The organism is Pseudofrancisella aestuarii, assembly GCF_003574475.2.
GTDB classification, from domain to species: Bacteria; Pseudomonadota; Gammaproteobacteria; order Francisellales; family Francisellaceae; genus Francisella; species Francisella aestuarii.
In genome coordinates this window covers 239,468-258,939 of sequence record NZ_QLIS02000003.1, presented here as the reverse complement: position 1 = coordinate 258,939, position 19,472 = coordinate 239,468, and the positions used below count along the sequence as shown (strand labels likewise).

Sequence of the window (19,472 nt, the reverse complement as noted above, 5' to 3'; positions counted from 1 at the left end):
TCTTAATAATATGAATACACCAATTTTTATTTTACCATCATCTAAATTCACAGGCTTAAGAATGTTGGCAAGCAGTATTGCTTATGCACTTCAGCAAAAAGGTCTAAAAATAAAAACTTTTCATCCTGTTTTTGATATGGATATGACGATTGAAGAGATAGAGAAATATTTATTAAATGATAGAGTTAAAGATTATGTTGAATTAGTCTTACAAAAATTTTATAAGAAAGCTCAAGGATATGATTTTGCAATAGTATGTGGATTATTTAGACAAACTGACTACACACATAAACTATATTCTTTAAATGGTAGTTTATTTGAGTTAAATAGAGAGTTGATTAAGGCATTATCAGCAAAAGTAATAATTTCATCTTATCATGGCAACAAGACTCTACAAGATATTAACGATGAAATGGAATATAAATATAGGACTTTACCTAAAAAAATAGAAGTGCTAGGAGCTATTATAACTAAGGTAAATGCTCCTTATGATGAGGATGGACATATAGGTTTTAGTTTGACTGATGAAGAGGCTAGAGAGTCAAGCGGGACAGTAAAAATAAGTTCCGAAGAAGTAAGTAGGTTACCAATATTTTCAAAACCAGATGGGATAAGATTTCTTGGTTGTGTTGATTGGTCAAAAGAGAAAACTTATCCTAGGATATTGGATATCAAAAACAGATTAAAGTTAGAGCTTATTACAGATGTAACCTTAGATACAAGAGTCCATAGAGTGACTATGTGTTCTCGAAACATAGAGAATTTTATAGAAGATTTGGAACCAAATACAATGGTTATAACTTCTGCTGATAGATCTGATATATTGATGGCAGTTTGTTTAGCTGCTCATAAAGGTATGAAAATAGCAGGGATAGTATTAACTGTAGGAAAGCGACTTAATGATGATGTTAAAAGGCTATGTCTGGAAATTGCTGAGAAGAGTGGATTAGCTATACTTACTACAGAAAATAGAAGTACTAGTACTATTGTTAAAATAACAGAATTAGATTTTATGGGTATTCCTAAAGATGATTTTGAAAGGATCCAGAGAGTTAAAGATTCAATAATAGCAAATGTTAATATTAAAGAGATATTAAAAGAAATAACGAAAGATTCTATAGCAAAAAATAGAATCATGTCACCACCAGCATTTAGGTATCATTTGTTGAAAATGGCTCAAAAAGCTAAGAAAAGAATAGTATTGCCAGAAAGTTATGAGCCAAGAACTTTGCAGGCAGTTAAAAACTGTTATGAACAAGGTATAGCAGATTGCGTGCTTATTGGCGATAAAACTAAAATTAATGAGGTTGCTCAGCTAAATGGTTTTTCTTTGCCAGAAGGTATAACAGTAATAGAAATAGATGAGGCTTCAGAAAAAAGATATTTAAAAACTCTACTAGATTTAAGAAAGCATAAGGGACTATCTGAAAATATTGCTAAAGATGCGATAAAAAATCCAATAATTTTAGCAACAATTATGCTTTATCTTGGAGAGGTTGATGGTCTTGTTTCTGGTGCTGAGCATACAACAGCAGATGTTTTAAGGCCTGCGTTGCAGTTAGTTAAAACAAAACCTGGAATTTCGCTGGTTTCATCTGTGTTCTTTATGTGTATGCCAGAAGAGGTCATTGTTTTTGCTGATTGTGCTGTTAACCAAGATCCTACAGCAGAACAGCTTGTTGAAATTGCTATACAAAGTGCAGAATCTGCTCAAAAGTTTAGTATTGAGCCAAGAGTCGCAATGATAAGCTATAGTACAGGAACATCAGGCTCTGGAGAGCAAGTGGAAAAAGTTCGCAAGGCAACTGAAATGCTGAAAAATAGACAGCCAGAGTTACTAGTTGATGGACCATTGCAATATGATGCTGCAATGATAGAGAGTGTAGCGAAGAAAAAAGCTCCAGGTAGTCCTGTGGCAGGTAAAGCAACAGTTTTAATATTTCCTGATTTAAATACTGGTAATACTGTTTATAAAGCCGTTCAGAGAAGTGCTAATGTTTTAAGTATTGGACCAGTTCTTCAAGGTATAAATAAACCAGTAAATGATTTATCTAGAGGAGCAACTGTAGATGATATTACGTACACAATAGCTATAACGGCTATTCAGGCAATATAAATGAGAAAAAATTATTTAAGAGACTTTTAACCAAGAGACTTGGATGAATATGAAGAAAGCTGTATAGATGCCAACAAAAATGAAAGGCATGTATATTTCAAGTATTCTGATAGGTTTGAATGAGCCTTTTTGATTTGCAATATATTCTTCAGTTAACCAAGCTTTAGAAGGAAGCCTTCTCTCTATGGAAGGCACAATAGTGTTTTTTATCTGTACATGATGTCTAAAAAATCTCACGATTTTCCACCATGCATAACAGAAAACTATGCCAGCAAAGAAAGGTATAGCAATTAAAGTTGGAGATGGTGGGTTGTTAATATTCATATTATTGCTTACAGCAAGAGCAACTATTCCAACAATAAAAAGGTTCGTTACTAGGAAGAACAAATTGATAACGATTCTTCTAAAGCTGGTTCTGTCAGCAGACTCGACATACATCCTATATTGTTCTATAAGTAGAGTATTATACTGTTCATTCGATAAGTTGGTTTCATCATCATGGCTCCAAAGCTTATCTTGAATATCTTTATGATCTATTTCTTTTGATTTCTTCATTTTTTTCCTTTTACAAAAGTCTCGGGAATTTTATTACACACTGATATGCTATTACATTTTTATATTTTTATCAATTTTATTCTAGTTGAAAAATTATCGTATTTGTATACCTTTTATTACATCTATAATTTTTGATGGTTTAGTATTTGTATTTTTAGTTGCTTCTAATGTTTTTATGTTTGGAAAGATGTCATTTATCATAGATGCAGTAGGTAGGCTTTCATCACCAGATAAGTTTGCACTAGTTGAGATTATTGCTTGATTTAAATTAGATGTTATTTCTTTTATAATCTCGTTATTTGTAAGTCTAATAGCAATGGTGTCCTTTCCTCCGGCTATCCATGTTGCCTCATCTTTAGCTGGGACTATCCAAGTAGTAGGTTCTAAAGTTTCAGAGAATATTTTGTCAAGCTGTGCTTTTGATAATATTTCAAGTTTAATAAAATTTGCTAAATGTTTTGGGTTTGATGATATGATTATAAGACCTTTGCTTGGATCTCTTTTTTTTAGAGAAAGAATAGATCTGATTGCTGATTCATTTATTAAACAACTAAAGCCATAAATAGTATCTGTTGGAATAGCTACTATATTGTTTTTTTTCAAGTCTTTTATTATTTCAGAAATTTTAGATGTAAGCACAATATAAAATATAAATATGTGTAAATGGTTGATATTCTACTTTATTTTTAAGAATAAAAAAGCCCATAGGTCTTTTGACTTATGGGCTTATTAATAGATAGAAGTTTAATAATTAACTAAAATTATTTTTTACTTAGTTGTTCTTTGATTAGATCGCCAAGAGTTGTAGGAGTCATTTGCTCAACTTTATAGTTAGATTTAGCTTTAGCAACTTCACCTTCTTCTATCGCTTTTATAGATAAAGCGATACTTCTCTTTTTAGGGTCTATATTTACTATACGAGTTTCAATTTCTTGACCTTCGCTTAGCTCATCTCTCGCATCTTTAGTATGGTTGACAGAAATTTCAGATATTCTAATAAATCCATCAATATTATTAGTTTCATCAAGTAAAACAACAGCGCCATTTTCTTGAACTTTAATAATTTTACCTTTAACTAAAGATCCTTTAGGATTAGCTTCTGCAAATTGTCTGAAAGGATCTTCAGATAATTGTTTCATGCTAAGAGCTATTCTTTCTAGGTCAGTATTAACAGAAACAAGCACAGCTTCAACATCATCACCTTTTTTAAGCTCTTTAATTGCTTTTGCAGGATTATCCCAAGCAACATCAGATATGTGAACTAGACCGTCAATGCCACCATCAAGACCAATGAATACACCGAATTCAGTAATGGATCTGATTTTACCATGAACTTTGTCACCAACTTGGAAATTAGTTTCAAACTCATTCCAAGGGTTTGCTCTACATTGTTTTATACCTAAAGATATTCTATGGTTGTCTGCATCTAGCTCAAGAACTATAACTTCAAGCTCTTGACCAATGCTTACAGCTTTATGAGGATTAACGTTCTTATTTGTCCAATCCATTTCAGATGTATGAACTAAGCCTTCAATTCCTTCTTTAAGTTTTACGAAACATCCATAATCAGTGATGTTAGTAACTGTGCCCATTAATTTAGTGCCAACAGGTAGTTCTCTAGCGATATTTAACCAAGGATCTTCACCTAACTGTTTTATGCCTAGAGATATTCTTTGCTTCTCTTTGTCGAATTTAATCACTTTAACATCAATTTCTTCACCAATAGAAAGAACATCTGTTGGATGGCTAATTCTGCTCCAAGAAATATCTGTGATGTGTAATAAACCATCTACACCACCAAGATCAACGAAAGCACCGAAGTCAGTAATGTTTTTAACAATACCTTTAACAACGCTTCCTTCAGAGATTTTTTCAAGAAGAGCATCTTTATCACCAGAGTTATTTTCTTCAATAACAGCTTTTCTTGATACTACTATGTTGTTTCTCTTAGTATCTATTTTAACTACTTTAAGCTCTATATCTTTATCTTCTAGATGAGCAACATCTTTAATCGGTCTTACATCAACTAAGGATCCTGGTAAGAAAGCTCTTAAACCTTGCACTTCCATAGTATAACCACCTCTAACATGATTAGTGATTCTACCAAGTACAGTTTGGTTATTTTCAAAAGCTTGCTCAATATTTTGCCAAAGCTCAATTTTCTTAGCTTTGTCTCTAGAAAGTCTAGTTTCACCATGACTATTATCTAAAGCATCTAAAACAACATTTATTTTATCGCCAACAGAAACTTCTAATTCTCCGTCGTTATTTTTTAATGAATCAGTAGGGATGAAAGATTCTGATTTCAATCCAGCATCAATCATAGTGAAATCTTTATCTATGCTAACAACAGTAGCTTCGATTATTTTACCTACTCTCATTTCTGTTTGTTTTAAAGACTGTTCAAATAGTTCTTTGAAATTTTCTGACATATGTGTGTTTCCATTTTCCAGTGTGGTTGGTTAAACAATAATCTGACACTATCCACTGGTTATTAAAAAAATAGTGGCAGACAAAATTGTAGTCTTTAATATTAACTTATGATATGGTGGGACTTCAAGTAAAAAATTATTTAGTTATATATTTTTGATGCTTTTTAATGAATCTGATATTTTTTTTATGAGAGAGGCTTATAGTCAATCACTACGGGCTAAGGAAAAAAACGAAATTCCAATAGGGGCGGTTTTGGTGAAGGATGGAAAGATAATTGGGAAAGCTCATAATTGTACTATAACAAATAATGATCCATCGGCACATGCTGAGGTGCTCGCTATAAGAATGGGAGCTGAAAAACTAAATAATTATCGTTTAAATGATACAAAATTGTATGTAACATTAGAGCCGTGTATAATGTGTTTGGGTGTTTTAGTTCAGGCTAGAGTGCAGGAGCTAATTTATGCAACACCTGATAGTAGGGTTGGAGTTTTTTCTCGTAAAAAATACTATGAAGATAAGGATTTGAATCATAACTTAAGTGTTAGATCGGGATTGATGCAAAAAGAATGTAAAAACCTTTTGAAAGATTTTTTTTTAGAAAGAAGAAGTAAATAAGCATATGAAAAAAGAAAAAATTGTTGTTTTATATGGGGGAGACTCTCCAGAAAGAGAAGTTTCTTTGAAATCGGGCGGGGCGGTGTTGACAGCTCTGCAACAGGAAGGTTTTGATGTTTGCGGAGTTGATGCCTCATCTAGAGAACTTGTTGAGGAGATTTTAAGAATTTCTCCTGATATTTGTTATATAGCATTACATGGTGAAGATGGTGAAAATGGACGTGTTCAGTCACTATTAGAGATATTAAAAATTAAGCATACTGCATCTGATATTCGAGCAAGTGTGATTACTATGGATAAAATGCTAAGTAAAGAAGTGTGGGAGAGAAATGGTCTCCTTACTCCCAAAGCAAAGCTTCTTACAGAGAGTCTAAAAGAAGCTAAAGAACTTAAGTTTCCAGTTGTGATAAAGCCTACTAGTACGGGGTCGAGTATTGGGATTACGAAGGTGAATCTTGAGATGGAGCTTGAGTCAGCCTATAAAGAAGCTGCTCAATATGGTGAGGTGATGATAGAGGAATGGGTTACTGGGAAGGAAATGACTGTAGCTGTTCTAAATGACGAGGTTTTTTCATCTGTTTGGATAGAACCTAAAAATGAGTTCTATGATTATGAGTCGAAATATGGTGGCCAATCCATATATCATAGTCCAAGTGGGCTGCCAGATGATAAAGAGTTAGAGATAAGAGAGTTGGCGAAAAGAGCGTATGATGTCCTGAGTTGTAAAGGACATGCAAGAGTCGATTTTATTTATTCGGATGGTAAATTTTATTTGATAGAGATAAATACTTCTCCAGGTATGACGGAGCATAGCTTATCGCCAAAATCAGCTAAGGCTCTGGGTTATAGCTTTAATGATTTAGTTAGAAAGGTTGTAGAACAAGCTAAATGATAAAGATTGTAAAAAGATTTGTTTTATTTTTGATTTGTGTAGCTATTCTATTAATAATTTTATTTTTTGCTACGAGAATTGATGAGAATATATCTAAAGTTGATGTTGTCTCAAATGATCAGCTTTTTTATATATCTAAACAAGATTTGATAGATAAGATTTTAGAATCAAGTAACAAAGGTTGGCTTAATTTCAATGCTGAGTCTTTGGAGTATTATATTTCCGACCTTCAAGGAACTGATTATACTTTGGTGAAGAAAATATGGCCATCAACATTAGTTGTTTATATTTATGAAAGAGAGCCTATTGCATATTGGGGCGAAAAAAAAGTTCTTTTAGATGATATGACTATTATTTCTCCAGCTGTCTTTAATTATGATAAATATTTACCTCGCATCAATGGTCCAGATAAGAATAAAGATTATATATACGGCGAATATTTAGATCTGGAAAGAATTGCTCAGAAAAACAATGTTGAAATAATTGATATGGATTATGAGGGAAACTTATTTTCAGTGAAGTTGTCTGATGGTTTCTATGTAAAGCTTGGTTCAAAAGATCTTATTAAAAGATTTGAGAAATTTTTCAAATTTTATAAGCAAGTTAAAAATTATGAGAATGTAAAATATTTTGATATGCGATATGATAATGGCTTTGTTGTGAAATATTAGATATATTATTTTATTATGTAAAGCAATTGGTTTTTTTTAGCTAAACCTTTATAATTGTATACTAGATTATATTAACTTTGCCATTAATGGTTAGGATAGTGGGTATTGTATGGCTTTTGAAAGTGGTAATTTCTGTGCGCTTGATTTAGGTTCTTCAAAAATTACAGTTGCTATTGGTCAATTGGTTGAACAAGGAACGATAAAAATACTTGGCGTAAGTCAGAAGAGATCGAAAGGTGTTAAACAAGGCGCTATTATAAATCTAGAAATGGCAATGGAAGCTATAAATGCAGCTTTAGATGAGGCTAGAGATATAGCAGGAGTTGATATTAATAGAGTAACTTTAGGTGTGAGTGCACCCAATGTTGCTGGTTTTAATTCTTACGGGTTAGCTGCTGTTGAGGGCGGTGAAGTTTCTATGACAGATTTAGCAATGGCAATTAAAACAGCAAAAGCTGTTCCTATGTCAGCTGATACCGAAATGTTGCATGTTTTGCAGAGAGACTATGTTGTTGATGGGCAGCCTGGAGTTACAGAGCCAATAGGAATGTTTGCTGTAAGATTAGAGTCAAATGTGCATATAATCGTTGTATCATCAAGATTATTGCAAAACATAAGAAAAAGTATTGTCGGTTGTGGCTTTGAGATTTCTGATATTGTTGCTGAACACTTATCTAGTAGTAGCTCTGTGCTTACATCAGATGAAAAAGATATGGGTGTGTGTTTAGTTAATATAGGAGCAGACTCAACTAGTGTTACTGTTTTTTCTGAAGGAAGCATTTGTTTCACTGATACATTAAAGGTTGGTGGAAATAGTATTTCTTCAGATATTTCTAAAGTGTTTAGGCTTCCTGTTGATGCTGCTGAGAGTCTTAAGTTGCAGTATGGGTATGCTACAAGCAAGCATTTGAAAAATCCGGATGAAAAAATAGATATTCCTAATGCTCTAGGTAATGCAAAAAAGAGAATATCTGTACAAGATCTCTCTCTAGTAATTGAAGCAAGAATGGAAGAGGCTTTTGAGATGCTTTATTCTAAGCTAGATGAAAACAGACTTTTAGAAATATTATCTTCAGGTATAGTTTTTACAGGAGGAGGATCAAAATTAAAAGGTTTGGCTAGATTGGGGGAGGAAATGTTTAGGCTTCCAGTAAGAGTAGGGGGTCCTATTGATGTGTTAGGGGCTAATGAAGTGGTTCATAATCCTTCTTACTCAACTGTTGTGGGACTTTTAAAATACGCGGCAATAAATAGTGTAGATTCTCCATCATCTGTAAGTAGCAGTAAAGAAGTTGATGTAACAGAAGATGAGAGTAAGCTTGATAAAAAAGGTTTGGTATCTTCTGTTAAAGGTTGGTTTTCCAATAATTTTTAAGAATTAATTTATAAAGGTAATAAAAGGAGATTGAAGAATGTTTGATTTTAATGACTCAATGGTGTCGAATGCTGTTATAAAAGTTGTTGGCGTTGGTGGTGGCGGTGGTAACGCTGTGCAGCACATGTGTGAAGAGGTTGAGGGTGTTGAGTTTTACGTAATGAATACTGATGGTCAAGCATTATCTAGATCTAAAGTGGAAAATGTTCTACAAATTGGTACTAATCTTACAAAAGGTCTTGGTGCTGGTGCAAACCCTGAAATAGGTAAGAGAGCTGCTACAGAAGATAGAAGTAAAATTGAACAACTTTTAAGTGGTGCTGATATGGTATTTATTACTGCTGGTATGGGGGGTGGTACTGGTACTGGCGGAGCTCCAATCGTTGCAGAGGTTGCTAGAGAAATGGGTATTCTTACTATAGCTGTTGTTACAAAGCCTTTTCCATTTGAAGGACCAAGAAGAATGAAAGCAGCAGATTTTGGTATAGAGGAATTAACTAAGCATGTTGACTCAATAATAACTGTTCCAAATGAGAAGTTATTAAGTGTACTTGGTAAAGGAGCTAGCCTTTTAGATGCATTCAAAGCAACTAATGATGTATTAGGAAATGCTGTTAAAGGGGTTTCTGAGCTTATAACGAAGCCTGGTTTAATAAACGTCGACTTCGCTGATGTCAGAGCTGTAATGACTAATATGGGTATAGCAATGATGGGTATGGGCGAAGCTTCTGGAGAAAATAGAGCTAGAGAGGCTGCTGAGGCTGCTATATCAAGCCCATTACTTGAAGATGTTAATTTAGATGGCGCTAAAGGTGTTATAGTTAATATTACTGCTGGTATGGATATGTCTATTGGTGAGTTTGAAGAAGTTGGTGAAGTTATTAGATCATTTATTTCTGATGATGCTATAGTTATAGCTGGTACAGTTATTGATCCTGATGTAACAGATACTATGAAAGTTACTGTGGTTGTTACTGGTATAGAAAAAGTAGCTTCTAAGAAAGGTTTTGGTTTAGAGAAAAGTTCTTCAGCTAGAGAATCTTCTAGTTCATCTGCACCATCTTTCTTAAGAAAAGAAACAGAAGTAGCTTCAAATAACTCACAAGAATCGACTAAAGAAACTAGTCAAGCAGATATTCCAAGTTTCTTAAGAAGAAGATAATTTCTTTTGCAGAAGAAAGGGGAGAGTATGCATCAAAAAACAATTTCAAAATCTTTTAAAGTTACAGGTATAGGTCTACATTCGGGTGTTGATGTATCTATGACCGTTATTCCAGCGAGTGTTGATCATGGAATAGTTTTCCGTAGAGTAGATTTAACTCCTAGTGTTGATATAAAAGTTGGTATTTCTAACATAAAAGAAGCTATCATGTGTACTTTGCTTACTAAAGATGGAAATGAAAAGCTTTCTGTTTCAACTATTGAGCATCTTATGTCTGCTTTCGCGATGTATGAGATTGATAACGTCTTGATTGAAGTTAATGCTCCGGAGCTACCAGTTATGGATGGTAGTTCTTATGAGTTTACTCAGCTTTTAAGTAAGGCTGGAGTGATTGAGCAGGATAGTAAAAGAAAAGGCATTAGAATTTTAAAACCTGTAAAAGTTGAGCATGAAGAGAAGTTCGCAGAAGTTTTACCAAGTGATACTCTTAAGTATGAATTTAAAATTAAATGGGATCATCCAGTAATAGCTGCAACTAATGATCATATTGTATTTGAGCATAATTTGGATGCTTATATAGAGATGGTTTCAAAAGCTAGAACATTTGGATTTTATGAGCAACTTGCATATTTGCATCAAAATAACTTGGCTAAAGGAGCATCATTAGATAATGCTGTTGGTATTACTAATGAGGGTGTGTTGAATGAAGGAGGCCTTCGTTATGAAGATGAATTCGTAAGGCATAAACTTCTAGATGCTATAGGTGACTTTTATGTTGGCGGTTACATCTTAGGACATTTTAATTGTTATAAATCAGGACATACTTTGAATAATAGACTTCTACATGCTGTTTTTGCTGATAAAAGCGCGTGGGAATATATTAGTTAGTTAATACAATATTTTGATCTTGAATTTCTAAATCCAAAGTTTCTTTAATTATTTTTACATTTGTATCGTTAAATACTTTATTTACAGCATTTTCCCTCTTTATTTCAGAGGGCGTTCTTTTTGCATTCTTAGAGTTTTGAGAATGGTTATCCATTATGATTTTTATATTTTCATTTTCTGAGTGAGTTCTAATAGATTCTTGTAACTTCTCTAAACTGTTTGGATTAAGCTCAAGAATTTTTTTAGCATCTTCATTTAGACTTATTCTTATTTCTTCTTTATCTAAGCTTATTAGGTGTGTATTAAATGCAAAAGTTTTTGTAAAGCCTTTTAGCTTAATTTTATTTAAAATAGAAAACCACTTTTGATCATTATTTATATCTGAATGATTTTCATTATTTTGCCCAGAAGTTTTTTGGTGTTTTGGAGAGTTAACTTTTTCAGAGGGAGGATTTATTTGTTGTTGAATATTTGGCTCAACGATTGTTTTTTTTAGAATATTGGTAGTTTCACTCTCAGTTAAGTTTTTTTTTTGAAAAGCTATCAAGCGGAGTAAAGCCATTGTTACACCAGTTTCAAAATTTGGTGCTAAATGGATGTCCTCTTTAGAGGAAATTGTTAGTTGATATAGTAGATGAACCTCTTCAACTGAAACTTTGCCTAATATATCTTTAATAACCTCTAAGCTTACATCATTGGTTGTATCTAGGCTATTCGTGAAATGATAAAGACAGCAGCTAAACCAGATTTCAGAGATTCTATCTAAAATAGCTTCAGCATTACTTTCTGTTAATGATAAGTTTTTAATAGCTGGTAATATGCCTTGAGGGTCATTATTTATTATTGAATAAATAATGCTATATATCTCTTCATTATCGACAATGCCTAGCATCTCTCTGATTTTAGCTTGATGAAGAGTACCATTGCAGAAACTAATCGCTTGATCTAGGATGCTTAAAGCGTCTCTTAAGCTACCTTTTGCATGGTATGCGATATATTCTAGAGATTGTTCATCTGAATCAATGCTTTCTTTTTGAAGTATTTCTTTAAGCTGAGCTTTAATATCTTCTTGTGAAATATGTTTTAGATGCAACTGTATGCATCGAGAAAGTATGGTTACTGGTATTTTGTGATAATCAGTAGTGGCAAGAATAAACTTCACGTATTCAGGCGGCTCTTCTAAGGTTTTTAGCAAAGCATTAAAGCTCTGTTTAGATAGCATATGTACTTCATCTATTAGATAAACCTTATATCTACCTTGAGATGGCATATATTGGATATTGTCTAAAATCTCTTTAGTTTCTTCGACGCCTGTTCTAGATGCAGCATCAATCTCAATAAGATCTATAAATGTCCCATTGTTTATGGCTGTACAACTTTCACAAACATTACATGGATCTGCAGTTACTCCAGATTGGCAATTTAGACATTTAGCTAATAGTCTACCTAATGTTGTTTTTCCAACACCTCTTGTGCCAGTAAAAAGATATGCGTGATGAACTTTTTGTGTTTCTAAAGCATGGACTAAACTGTTTAGAGCATGCTGTTGGCCACATACTTCTGCAAATGATTTAGGTCTATATTTTCTCGCTAAAGCTTGGTATGACATATTGGCTTGTGAAAATTAAAAATAATAAAAAACTTATTAACAATGATAGCAAAGATATTCTAAAAGAATAAGAATTTATTTATAGCCTTTTATACTATAGCAGCTTTAATATTATTGTATTGCAAAGGCTAAAAAGTTAAAATCTAGAAACAAATTTTTATAAGAATATATAAATGGAAACTATAAACTATAAATCTCAATTAAAAGATCTAATGGCTCGTATTGAATCTTTACGAGGTTATCTTTGACTATGATGCAAAGAAAGAAAAACTAACAGAAGTTCTAATGGAGCTCGAAGATGGCGCTATATGGGATGATCCTGAATATGCTCAAAATCTTGGAAAGCAGAAGGTTGAGCTAGAAAATATCGTTATAAACTGTGAGCAAATTATAGGAAGTCTAGAAACTTTATCTGAGCTTTTAGAATTGGCAGAAGAAGATGAAAGCTTCTTAGAAGAAGTCATAAAAGATATTAAGCAAGTTACAACGGATATCGAAAAGCTAGAGTTTAGAAGAATGTTTTCTGGTGAAATGGATGCCAATAATGCATATTTAGATATTCAATCAGGTTCTGGTGGTACAGAAGCGCAAGATTGGGCGCAGATGATCATGAGAATGTATATGCGTTGGGCAGATGATCATGGCTTTAAAGTAATAGTTGATGATGTTTCTGATGGAGATGTGGCAGGTATTAAAGGTTGTACTTTAAAGATTGAGGGAGAATATGCTTATGGTTGGCTTAGAACAGAGACAGGAATCCATAGACTAGTTAGGAAATCTCCTTTTGATTCAAATAATAAAAGACATACATCATTTGCATCTGTTTTTATTTCTCCAGAAGTTGATGATGATATTGATATAGAGATTAATCCAGCTGATTTAAGGATTGATACTTATAGAGCATCTGGAGCAGGTGGACAGCATGTTAACCGTACAGATTCTGCTGTTAGGATTACACATATTCCAACAAACGTGGTGGTACAATGTCAAGCAGATAGGTCTCAGCATAAAAATAAAGATCAAGCAATGAAACAGTTGAAATCTAAATTGTATGAACTTGAGTTGCAAAAAAGGAATGCAGAGAAAAATGCTTTAGAACAGTCAAAATCTGACATAGGCTGGGGAAGTCAGATTCGTTCTTATGTTTTAGATCAGTCTCGTATTAAGGATTTAAGAACAGGTGTTGAAAATACAAATACACAAGCAGTGCTTGATGGTGATTTAGATAGATTTATAGAAGCAAGTTTAAAAAGTGGTTTATAAAGGTGTATTGAATGAGTAGTAAATTAAAAGATTTAATTAAAGCATCAATAAAAGAATATTTAGAGGCTAATGATATAGTCATAAAAGATGCTGTGAGAGGTAAAGTAAGAGAGCAGGTTGAAAAAACTTTAGCTGAAAAAGATTTGCATGAGCATAGTTTAGATATTCATGAGAGAATACCTGAATTTGTAAGAAAGCATATAGAAGAGATGCAAGAGAATTCACAAATAGCTTTAAGAAAAGAAAAGCTACAAACACTAGCTGGACAGAACAATGGTATAAGCCATCCGAATAAGTTTAAAAGGGATGTGGTTGCAGCGTGTCTACAAGCTCGATATGCAGAGAAAACAAAGCAAGAGTTAGAAGAAGCGGAAGATAAAAAAACTTATAAAGTATCAGGTAGGGTTGTTTTAAGAAGAGTGATGGGTAAAGCTTCTTTCTTTACACTTCAGGATATGTCTGGAAGAGTACAGATTTATCTAAAAAAAGATGACTTACCTGAAGGGCAGTATGATACTTTCAAAAACTTATGTGACTTGGGTGATATAGTAGCAGTTTCAGGGAAAGTATTTAAAACGAATACTGGTGAGCTTTCTGTCCATGCAGATCATTTTGAAATACTAACAAAGGCTATAAGGCCATTGCCTGACAAGTTTCATGGGCTTGCGGATCAAGAGATGAGATATCGTCAAAGATATGTTGATCTTATTACTAATGAAAAATCGCGTGAAGTTTTTAAAGTTCGTTCAAAAGTGGTGAGTTTTATTCGTAGATATTTTGATGATCATAAGTTTATGGAAGTTGAAACACCAATGATGCACGTTTTACAAGGTGGTGCAGCTGCGAAGCCTTTCAAAACACATCATAATGCTTTAGACATGCCATTATATTTGAGAATAGCTCCAGAACTTTATTTAAAAAGACTAGTTGTTGGTGGTTTTGAAAGAGTATATGAAATAAATCGTAATTTTAGAAATGAAGGGGTTTCATCTCGTCATAATCCTGAATTTACAATGCTTGAATTCTATATGGCTTATGCTGACTATAATGATTTAATGGATTTGACAGAAGATATGTTACCTAAATTGGTACAAGAAATAGCGGGTACTACAGAACTAGAGTATGGGGAGTTTAAAGTAAACTTCGCGGCACCGTATGAAAGAATCTCTATGGTTGACTCTATAGTTAAGCATAATGCGGATATTTCAAAAGATGATTTAGCAAGTTTTGATAAAACAAAAGCTATTGCTGAAAGGTTAAATATTAAGGTTGAACCATTTCATGAATTAGGTCATTTAATTAATGAGATATTTGAAGAAACTGTTGAGACTAAGTTAATTCAACCTACATTTATTACAGACTATCCAGCTGTTGTTTCACCATTAGCGAGAAGAAGCGATGGTAATCCAGAGTTTACAGATAGATTTGAATTCTTTATTGGTGCACGTGAAATTGCTAATGGCTTCTCAGAGCTTAATGATGCAGAAGATCAAGCAACTAGATTTAGAAAACAAGTAGAAGCAGCAGCCTCTGGTGATGACGAAGCTATGCCATATGATAAAGATTATATAAGAGCTTTAGAATATGGGATGCCTCCAACAGCGGGACAAGGCATAGGTATTGATAGGCTTGTGATGTATTTGACAAATTCTCAATCGATAAGAGACGTTATTCTATTTCCTCATATGAAGCCTGAGTGATTAAACTTAAAATGTTTAGCGGGAATGTTAAATATAGATTTAAATTTGTAATCGCATGGTCTTTCTTACTTTTAACAGCTCTATGGCCTTTGCCTTTTTTATTAATTCATGGAGTTCGTGATTTTTTAGTTACGTTAGGCTCATTGCTTTTCGTTGTTATTGGAGGTGGGGGATGTGGATGTTTTCTTACTTTTTTAATTTGGTGTATGGTTTTTGGAGTTTTTGGGCCATTTATATTGCTTTATGGTTTAATAGTTATGTTAGCTTTTCTTTCTTTAAAAGAGTTTTATGAAGAAAATCTACCTTAAGTTAAATGGTTTTTAATTTTGAATCAGCAAAAATTGAATTAAGAGATCCTAAAAATTCTGAAGAGATTTTCTCTTGTGATGTTGCTGAAGGAGAATGTTAAAGATAAGTATTTTTTTATTTAGCCTAGTATTTTTAATCCTCATCATAACTAGGCTTGTGAGACTTACCTTCTATATAAGATGTGATAGCTATTAATAGGGCAGATAATACAAAAATAATATGAATTACTGTTCCCCATAAAAGTTCTCTATCTGTCGTTTGAGATATTTCTAAAAACTTCTTTAATAAAGATATTGATGAGATAGCAATTATAGATCCTGCAATCTTTATTTTAACAGCATTTGGAGATAGTTTCTTAATCCATAAGGGTTGACCATTTTGTTTTCTCATATTTATTTTAGAAACAAAATTCTCATATCCACTAATTATTACTATGACTACTAAGTTTGCCACAAGAACAGCATCACACAGGGTTAGAGTCAGGATTATTAACTTTTCTTCATTAAATGAAGATAGAGACATGAATAGATGTTTTAATTCGTTAAATATCTCATAGATAAAAGCTATAAGAATGAAAGATAGTAGTATATAAATAGGTGCTTGTAACCAACGAATGCCAAATATAAATTTTTCAAGAGCTATTGCTAATTTGTTGTTCATCTATAATCCATAAGATATTTCTTTCTGCTATCTCAAGCAAAGATATACAACTAAATAGTTAAAATCAATAAGAAGAGTTATAATGAGTTATCAATGTCTATTTTTTCAGATTTGTAGCCATAGCAGAAATATTTGTTTTCAATAGAGACTTCATACTCACAAGAAAGTAGTCTAAGAGTTTCTTGATCATCTAGCCTCATAGCATGAGCTGATGATAGTAGATGGTTTAAGATAACAAGAGTTAATTTTCCGTAAACACTATTTCCTGAAACATCTAATAAAGGATTGTATGAGCAACTTGCCCCCCTAAATGGATCTATGTTAATAATGAATCCACCCACGCCACTTTTACATGACAAGGCTCTTGTTCCAGAGGCTAGTAATGATAGTGCTCCTGTATTTTCATATAAACCAAAAGAGTTCATAACATTAATAGCGCGAACAACATTATTTTGGCTTATAAGTCTTTTTCCATTCTTTACACCTCCGCTTGCAAAAACAAGGGATGCTTGAAGTAATTCAGAAACATTCAGTCCAATAGAGCAAGCTTTAGTATAGTTATCTAAAGCCTTAATGCCACGAGTTGCGGATCTAAATCTACCAGTATCTACTAAGCGATACATCATTGCACGATTATTATAATTAGTAGAGCTTTCAGAAAGATAAATATCTTCTATTATATTTAAGTCAGGTGATCCAGTCAGCGCTCTCATAAATTCTAAGAAGTCATTGAAATTTTCTATTGCTCCAGCAGAAGAAATTGCTCCAGCATTATTTAGAGGGTGGCCAGGTCTAGTTATTCCAGAATTTGGTTGCAATACTTTATCAATATTAAATTGTAAAGAAGTAGCCTCAATAGAAGAAATCTCATCAGGAGGAGTCCCTTTTTCTAAAGCATAAGCATACAGAAATGGTTTTATAACAGATTGGATACTAGCTTTAAAGGTTGGGGCGTTCCCTGCAGTTAAAATATTACCGTGTAAATCTCCAACTGCAAGAGCTGTATTTTTTATATCATATTTTAAAAGCTCAGGTATATAGCTTGCAGGTTTTCCATAATTAGTTTTTGATCTGGCCCACTTATCTACACCATTTAGAACTTCTTGTGTAATACCAATAGCTTCAAGCGTTGGCGCTTCATTTCTGTCTTCAGTATTATCATCAGTGAATCTCAAAATTTCTTTAAGCAACATAATAGAAAGAATCTTTTTTATCAAAAGGATTTTATTATATCCCATAAATAATGAATTGATAATGATTTAGTCTAAATGTTTCACGGTTTTTATAAAAAATATGTGGGCTGGTAGCAATTAGCTATTTAAGAACATACAACAGTTAATTATAATGAGCAGTATTTAGAGTTCGATTATGAACTTTCTTATTTTAAAAAATTGCTTAAAGGTTAATTTAAATATGTATCAAATAATAGATTTTATTACTAAAGAAAAAGTTTCTACAGATGACTTCGTATTTGCTGGGGAGAGTACTCCGTGGGAAGTGCAAATGGATATGGTAAAAGTTAGAAGCAAAATTAATTTAGATTATTTCACGCAGGCGGTTCCTTGTTTATCAAAATACTTGTCATTAATGCCAATTAAAGAACCAGCTAATTTTGTTTCTTTAAGAGAAAATGCAACACCTCTAATTAAAAGTAAGGTGATTGGAAAAGAGCTAGGTATAGAACTATATTTTAAAGTTGAGGGTAAAAATCCAACAGGATCGTTTAAAGATAGAGGATCTGCTGTTGATATCACGATAGCTAAAGAGTTGGGGGCAAAAGGTATTATACTTGCTTCAACTGGTAACATGGCAGCATCTTGTGCTTGTTATGCAGCAGCAGCAAAAATGCCTTGTTTTATTGTGGTTCCTGAAGGTGTTTCAATGTCAAAGCTGGCGCAGGTTATGTCTTTTGGTGGAAAAATTATTCAGGTAAAAGGAAGCTATAATGATGCAGCTAAACTGGCTTATGACATAGCTAAATCTAAGAAGTTTTTCTTAGCAGGGGATTATGCATTTAGGGTGGAAGGACAGAAGACAGCAGCTTTTGAAATAGTTGATCAAATGCTTTTTCAAGTACCTGATGAGGTAATTATTCCAATTGGGTGTGGAACTAATATGACAGCTTATTATAAAGGATTTATTGAATATAATGAGCTTGGATTGATTGATAAAATGCCAAGATTAACAGGTGTTCAATCTACAGGTGCAGATACCTTGGTAAGGGCTTTTGAGAAGAATCAAAATAGAGTAGAAGCTTTAACTAGAGCTGACACTATAGCAACAGCAATAGCAGTTCCATATCCGATAGATGGAGATAAAGCTATAGATGCTATTTACAATACGGCTGGTGAAGCATCTTCAGTTACTGATATGAAGATGTTAGAAGCTCAATATATTTTATCTACAAAAGAAGGTTTATTCGTTGAGGTGGCTTCTGCGTCAACAGTGGCCCATTTGCTTAAAAAGCATAAAAATGGCGAAATCAGGAAAGGTGAAACAGTTGTATGTGTACTTTCTGGAGAAGGGCTTAAAGATCCTAGCGTTGTGCTTAAATCAGCAATTCAGCCACCAATTATTTATCCTAGTGAAGCAGATTTTAATAAACTGTATGATAGTAAATTCTTTGATAATAAGATGATGATATTTGTAGAACAAAGTCAGGTTATATTTGATAAGTTGCCTACAATTGAGGAAATTAAGAAAGTATTAGCTGAAGTTTTTGGAGCAAATTATGACGAGAGTTTCATTACTAGAGTTAGGGAACAAATTGAAAGATTTTTAGCCAAAGGTAAAGCAATTTATATTTCAGATTTGCAGGACGTTATTCAGGATGCTACAGAAATGGTTGATCGAACAAGTAGTGATGTGCTTGAGGTCGAGTCTTTTAAAGTGGCTGTTGAGCAAGATCAGCAATCTAAGGCAGAAGTGATTGTAAAAATAGATGGGCAGAAATTTTTTGCTTCAAGTATAGGTGTTGGTCCAGTAGATGCTGTGTTAAATGCCTTACGTAAGGCGTGTCCAAGCAGTATCGATTATCAATTGACTGATTATAAAGTTAAGATTAGAGGACAAGGTGCTGACGCAGTTGTTTATGTTGAAATGAGCTTGAATAAGGCTGGCATAAAGACTATAGGGAAAGCCGTATCCCCTGATATTATTCAGGCTTCTGTTGAGGCATTTATAGATGCATATAATATTGCATATCCATAAACATTAAAGGG

General features: G+C 33.1%; 17 protein-coding genes and 1 pseudogene. 12 read left to right on the top strand and 6 right to left on the bottom strand.

Annotation, left to right across the window (positions count from 1 at the left end):
• Positions 1-10 precede the first annotated feature (10 nt).
• The gene (gene pta / locus DNK87_RS08105) at positions 11-2,116 is read left to right on the top strand and encodes a phosphate acetyltransferase (RefSeq protein ID WP_119331062.1); all 2,106 of its coding nucleotides are present in this window, start codon (positions 11-13) and stop codon (positions 2,114-2,116) included.
• Between the two features lie 15 nt (positions 2,117-2,131).
• Here the strand turns inward: pta and DNK87_RS08100 are convergent, their stop codons facing one another.
• The 3 genes from DNK87_RS08100 to rpsA form a co-directional block, all read right to left on the bottom strand.
• On the bottom strand, positions 2,132-2,671 hold the full coding sequence (locus tag DNK87_RS08100; protein WP_119331061.1) for an intracellular proliferation membrane protein RipA: 540 nt from the start codon (positions 2,669-2,671) through the stop codon (positions 2,132-2,134).
• A 93-nt stretch (positions 2,672-2,764) separates the two neighbouring features.
• On the bottom strand, positions 2,765-3,310 hold the full coding sequence (locus tag DNK87_RS08095) for an L-threonylcarbamoyladenylate synthase (RefSeq protein WP_119331060.1): 546 nt from the start codon (positions 3,308-3,310) through the stop codon (positions 2,765-2,767).
• Positions 3,311-3,432: 122 nt separating this feature from the next.
• Entirely contained in the window at positions 3,433-5,103 is a 1,671-nt protein-coding gene (rpsA, locus tag DNK87_RS08090; protein WP_119331059.1) for a 30S ribosomal protein S1, read from the bottom strand.
• 154 nt (positions 5,104-5,257) lie between these two features.
• On the opposite strand from rpsA, the gene tadA reads away from it, so the two are divergent.
• From tadA to lpxC, 6 genes are all read left to right on the top strand, one after another.
• Positions 5,258-5,722, top strand: a complete 465-nt coding sequence (tadA, locus tag DNK87_RS08085) for a tRNA adenosine(34) deaminase TadA (protein WP_119331058.1) — start codon at positions 5,258-5,260, stop codon at positions 5,720-5,722.
• Positions 5,723-5,726: 4 nt separating this feature from the next.
• Entirely contained in the window at positions 5,727-6,614 is an 888-nt protein-coding gene (locus DNK87_RS08080) for a D-alanine--D-alanine ligase (protein ID WP_119331057.1), read from the top strand.
• Positions 6,611-7,285 carry a cell division protein FtsQ/DivIB gene (locus tag DNK87_RS08075; protein WP_119331056.1) on the top strand — a complete coding sequence of 225 codons (675 nt, stop codon included), beginning with the start codon at positions 6,611-6,613 and terminating at the stop codon, positions 7,283-7,285. Before DNK87_RS08080 ends, DNK87_RS08075 begins: the two co-directional genes overlap by 4 nt.
• 109 nt (positions 7,286-7,394) lie before the next feature.
• Positions 7,395-8,660, top strand: a complete 1,266-nt coding sequence (gene ftsA / locus DNK87_RS08070) for a cell division protein FtsA (protein ID WP_119331055.1) — start codon at positions 7,395-7,397, stop codon at positions 8,658-8,660.
• 37 nt (positions 8,661-8,697) lie between these two features.
• Entirely contained in the window at positions 8,698-9,822 is a 1,125-nt protein-coding gene (gene ftsZ, locus DNK87_RS08065; RefSeq protein WP_119331054.1) for a cell division protein FtsZ, read from the top strand.
• A gap of 27 nt (positions 9,823-9,849) precedes the next feature.
• Complete coding sequence (lpxC, locus tag DNK87_RS08060) at positions 9,850-10,710, top strand: UDP-3-O-acyl-N-acetylglucosamine deacetylase (protein ID WP_119331053.1); 861 nt, start codon at positions 9,850-9,852, stop codon at positions 10,708-10,710.
• Here lpxC and dnaX read toward each other — a convergent pair.
• Positions 10,703-12,319: a DNA polymerase III subunit gamma/tau gene (gene dnaX / locus DNK87_RS08055; RefSeq protein WP_119331052.1), complete on the bottom strand. Its 1,617-nt coding sequence runs from the start codon at positions 12,317-12,319 to the stop codon at positions 10,703-10,705. The two genes, lpxC and dnaX, sit on opposite strands and share 8 nt — an antisense overlap.
• A 173-nt stretch (positions 12,320-12,492) precedes the next feature.
• Between dnaX and prfB the strand changes: the two genes are divergently transcribed.
• From prfB to DNK87_RS08040, 3 genes are all read left to right on the top strand, one after another.
• A protein-coding gene (gene prfB, locus DNK87_RS08050) for a peptide chain release factor 2 (protein ID WP_119331051.1) occupies positions 12,493-13,582 on the top strand; the annotation gives its coding sequence in 2 pieces (ribosomal slippage) (positions 12,493-12,564 and positions 12,566-13,582; 1,089 coding nt in all).
• Between the two features lie 11 nt (positions 13,583-13,593).
• A complete protein-coding gene (lysS, locus tag DNK87_RS08045) occupies positions 13,594-15,282 on the top strand; it encodes a lysine--tRNA ligase (protein ID WP_119331050.1) in 1,689 nt (562 codons plus the stop codon).
• On the top strand, positions 15,279-15,590 hold the full coding sequence (locus DNK87_RS08040; RefSeq protein WP_119331049.1) for a hypothetical protein: 312 nt from the start codon (positions 15,279-15,281) through the stop codon (positions 15,588-15,590). The genes lysS and DNK87_RS08040 overlap by 4 nt, the downstream gene beginning before the upstream one ends.
• A 133-nt stretch (positions 15,591-15,723) precedes the next feature.
• On the opposite strand, the gene DNK87_RS08035 is transcribed toward DNK87_RS08040, so the two are convergent.
• Both DNK87_RS08035 and DNK87_RS08030 read right to left on the bottom strand, forming a co-directional pair.
• A complete protein-coding gene (locus tag DNK87_RS08035; protein WP_119331048.1) occupies positions 15,724-16,251 on the bottom strand; it encodes a TIGR00645 family protein in 528 nt (175 codons plus the stop codon).
• Between the two features lie 77 nt (positions 16,252-16,328).
• Positions 16,329-17,489: a glutaminase gene (locus tag DNK87_RS08030; protein ID WP_119331047.1), complete on the bottom strand. Its 1,161-nt coding sequence runs from the start codon at positions 17,487-17,489 to the stop codon at positions 16,329-16,331.
• 130 nt (positions 17,490-17,619) lie between these two features.
• On the opposite strand from DNK87_RS08030, the pseudogene thrC reads away from it, so the two are divergent.
• Both thrC and DNK87_RS09055 read left to right on the top strand, forming a co-directional pair.
• Positions 17,620-18,729, top strand: a pseudogene (gene thrC / locus DNK87_RS09060) (threonine synthase); the annotation flags it as partial.
• A gap of 156 nt (positions 18,730-18,885) precedes the next feature.
• Complete coding sequence (locus tag DNK87_RS09055) at positions 18,886-19,461, top strand: alpha-isopropylmalate synthase regulatory domain-containing protein (protein ID WP_342212432.1); 576 nt, start codon at positions 18,886-18,888, stop codon at positions 19,459-19,461.
• Positions 19,462-19,472: the final 11 nt, after the last annotated feature.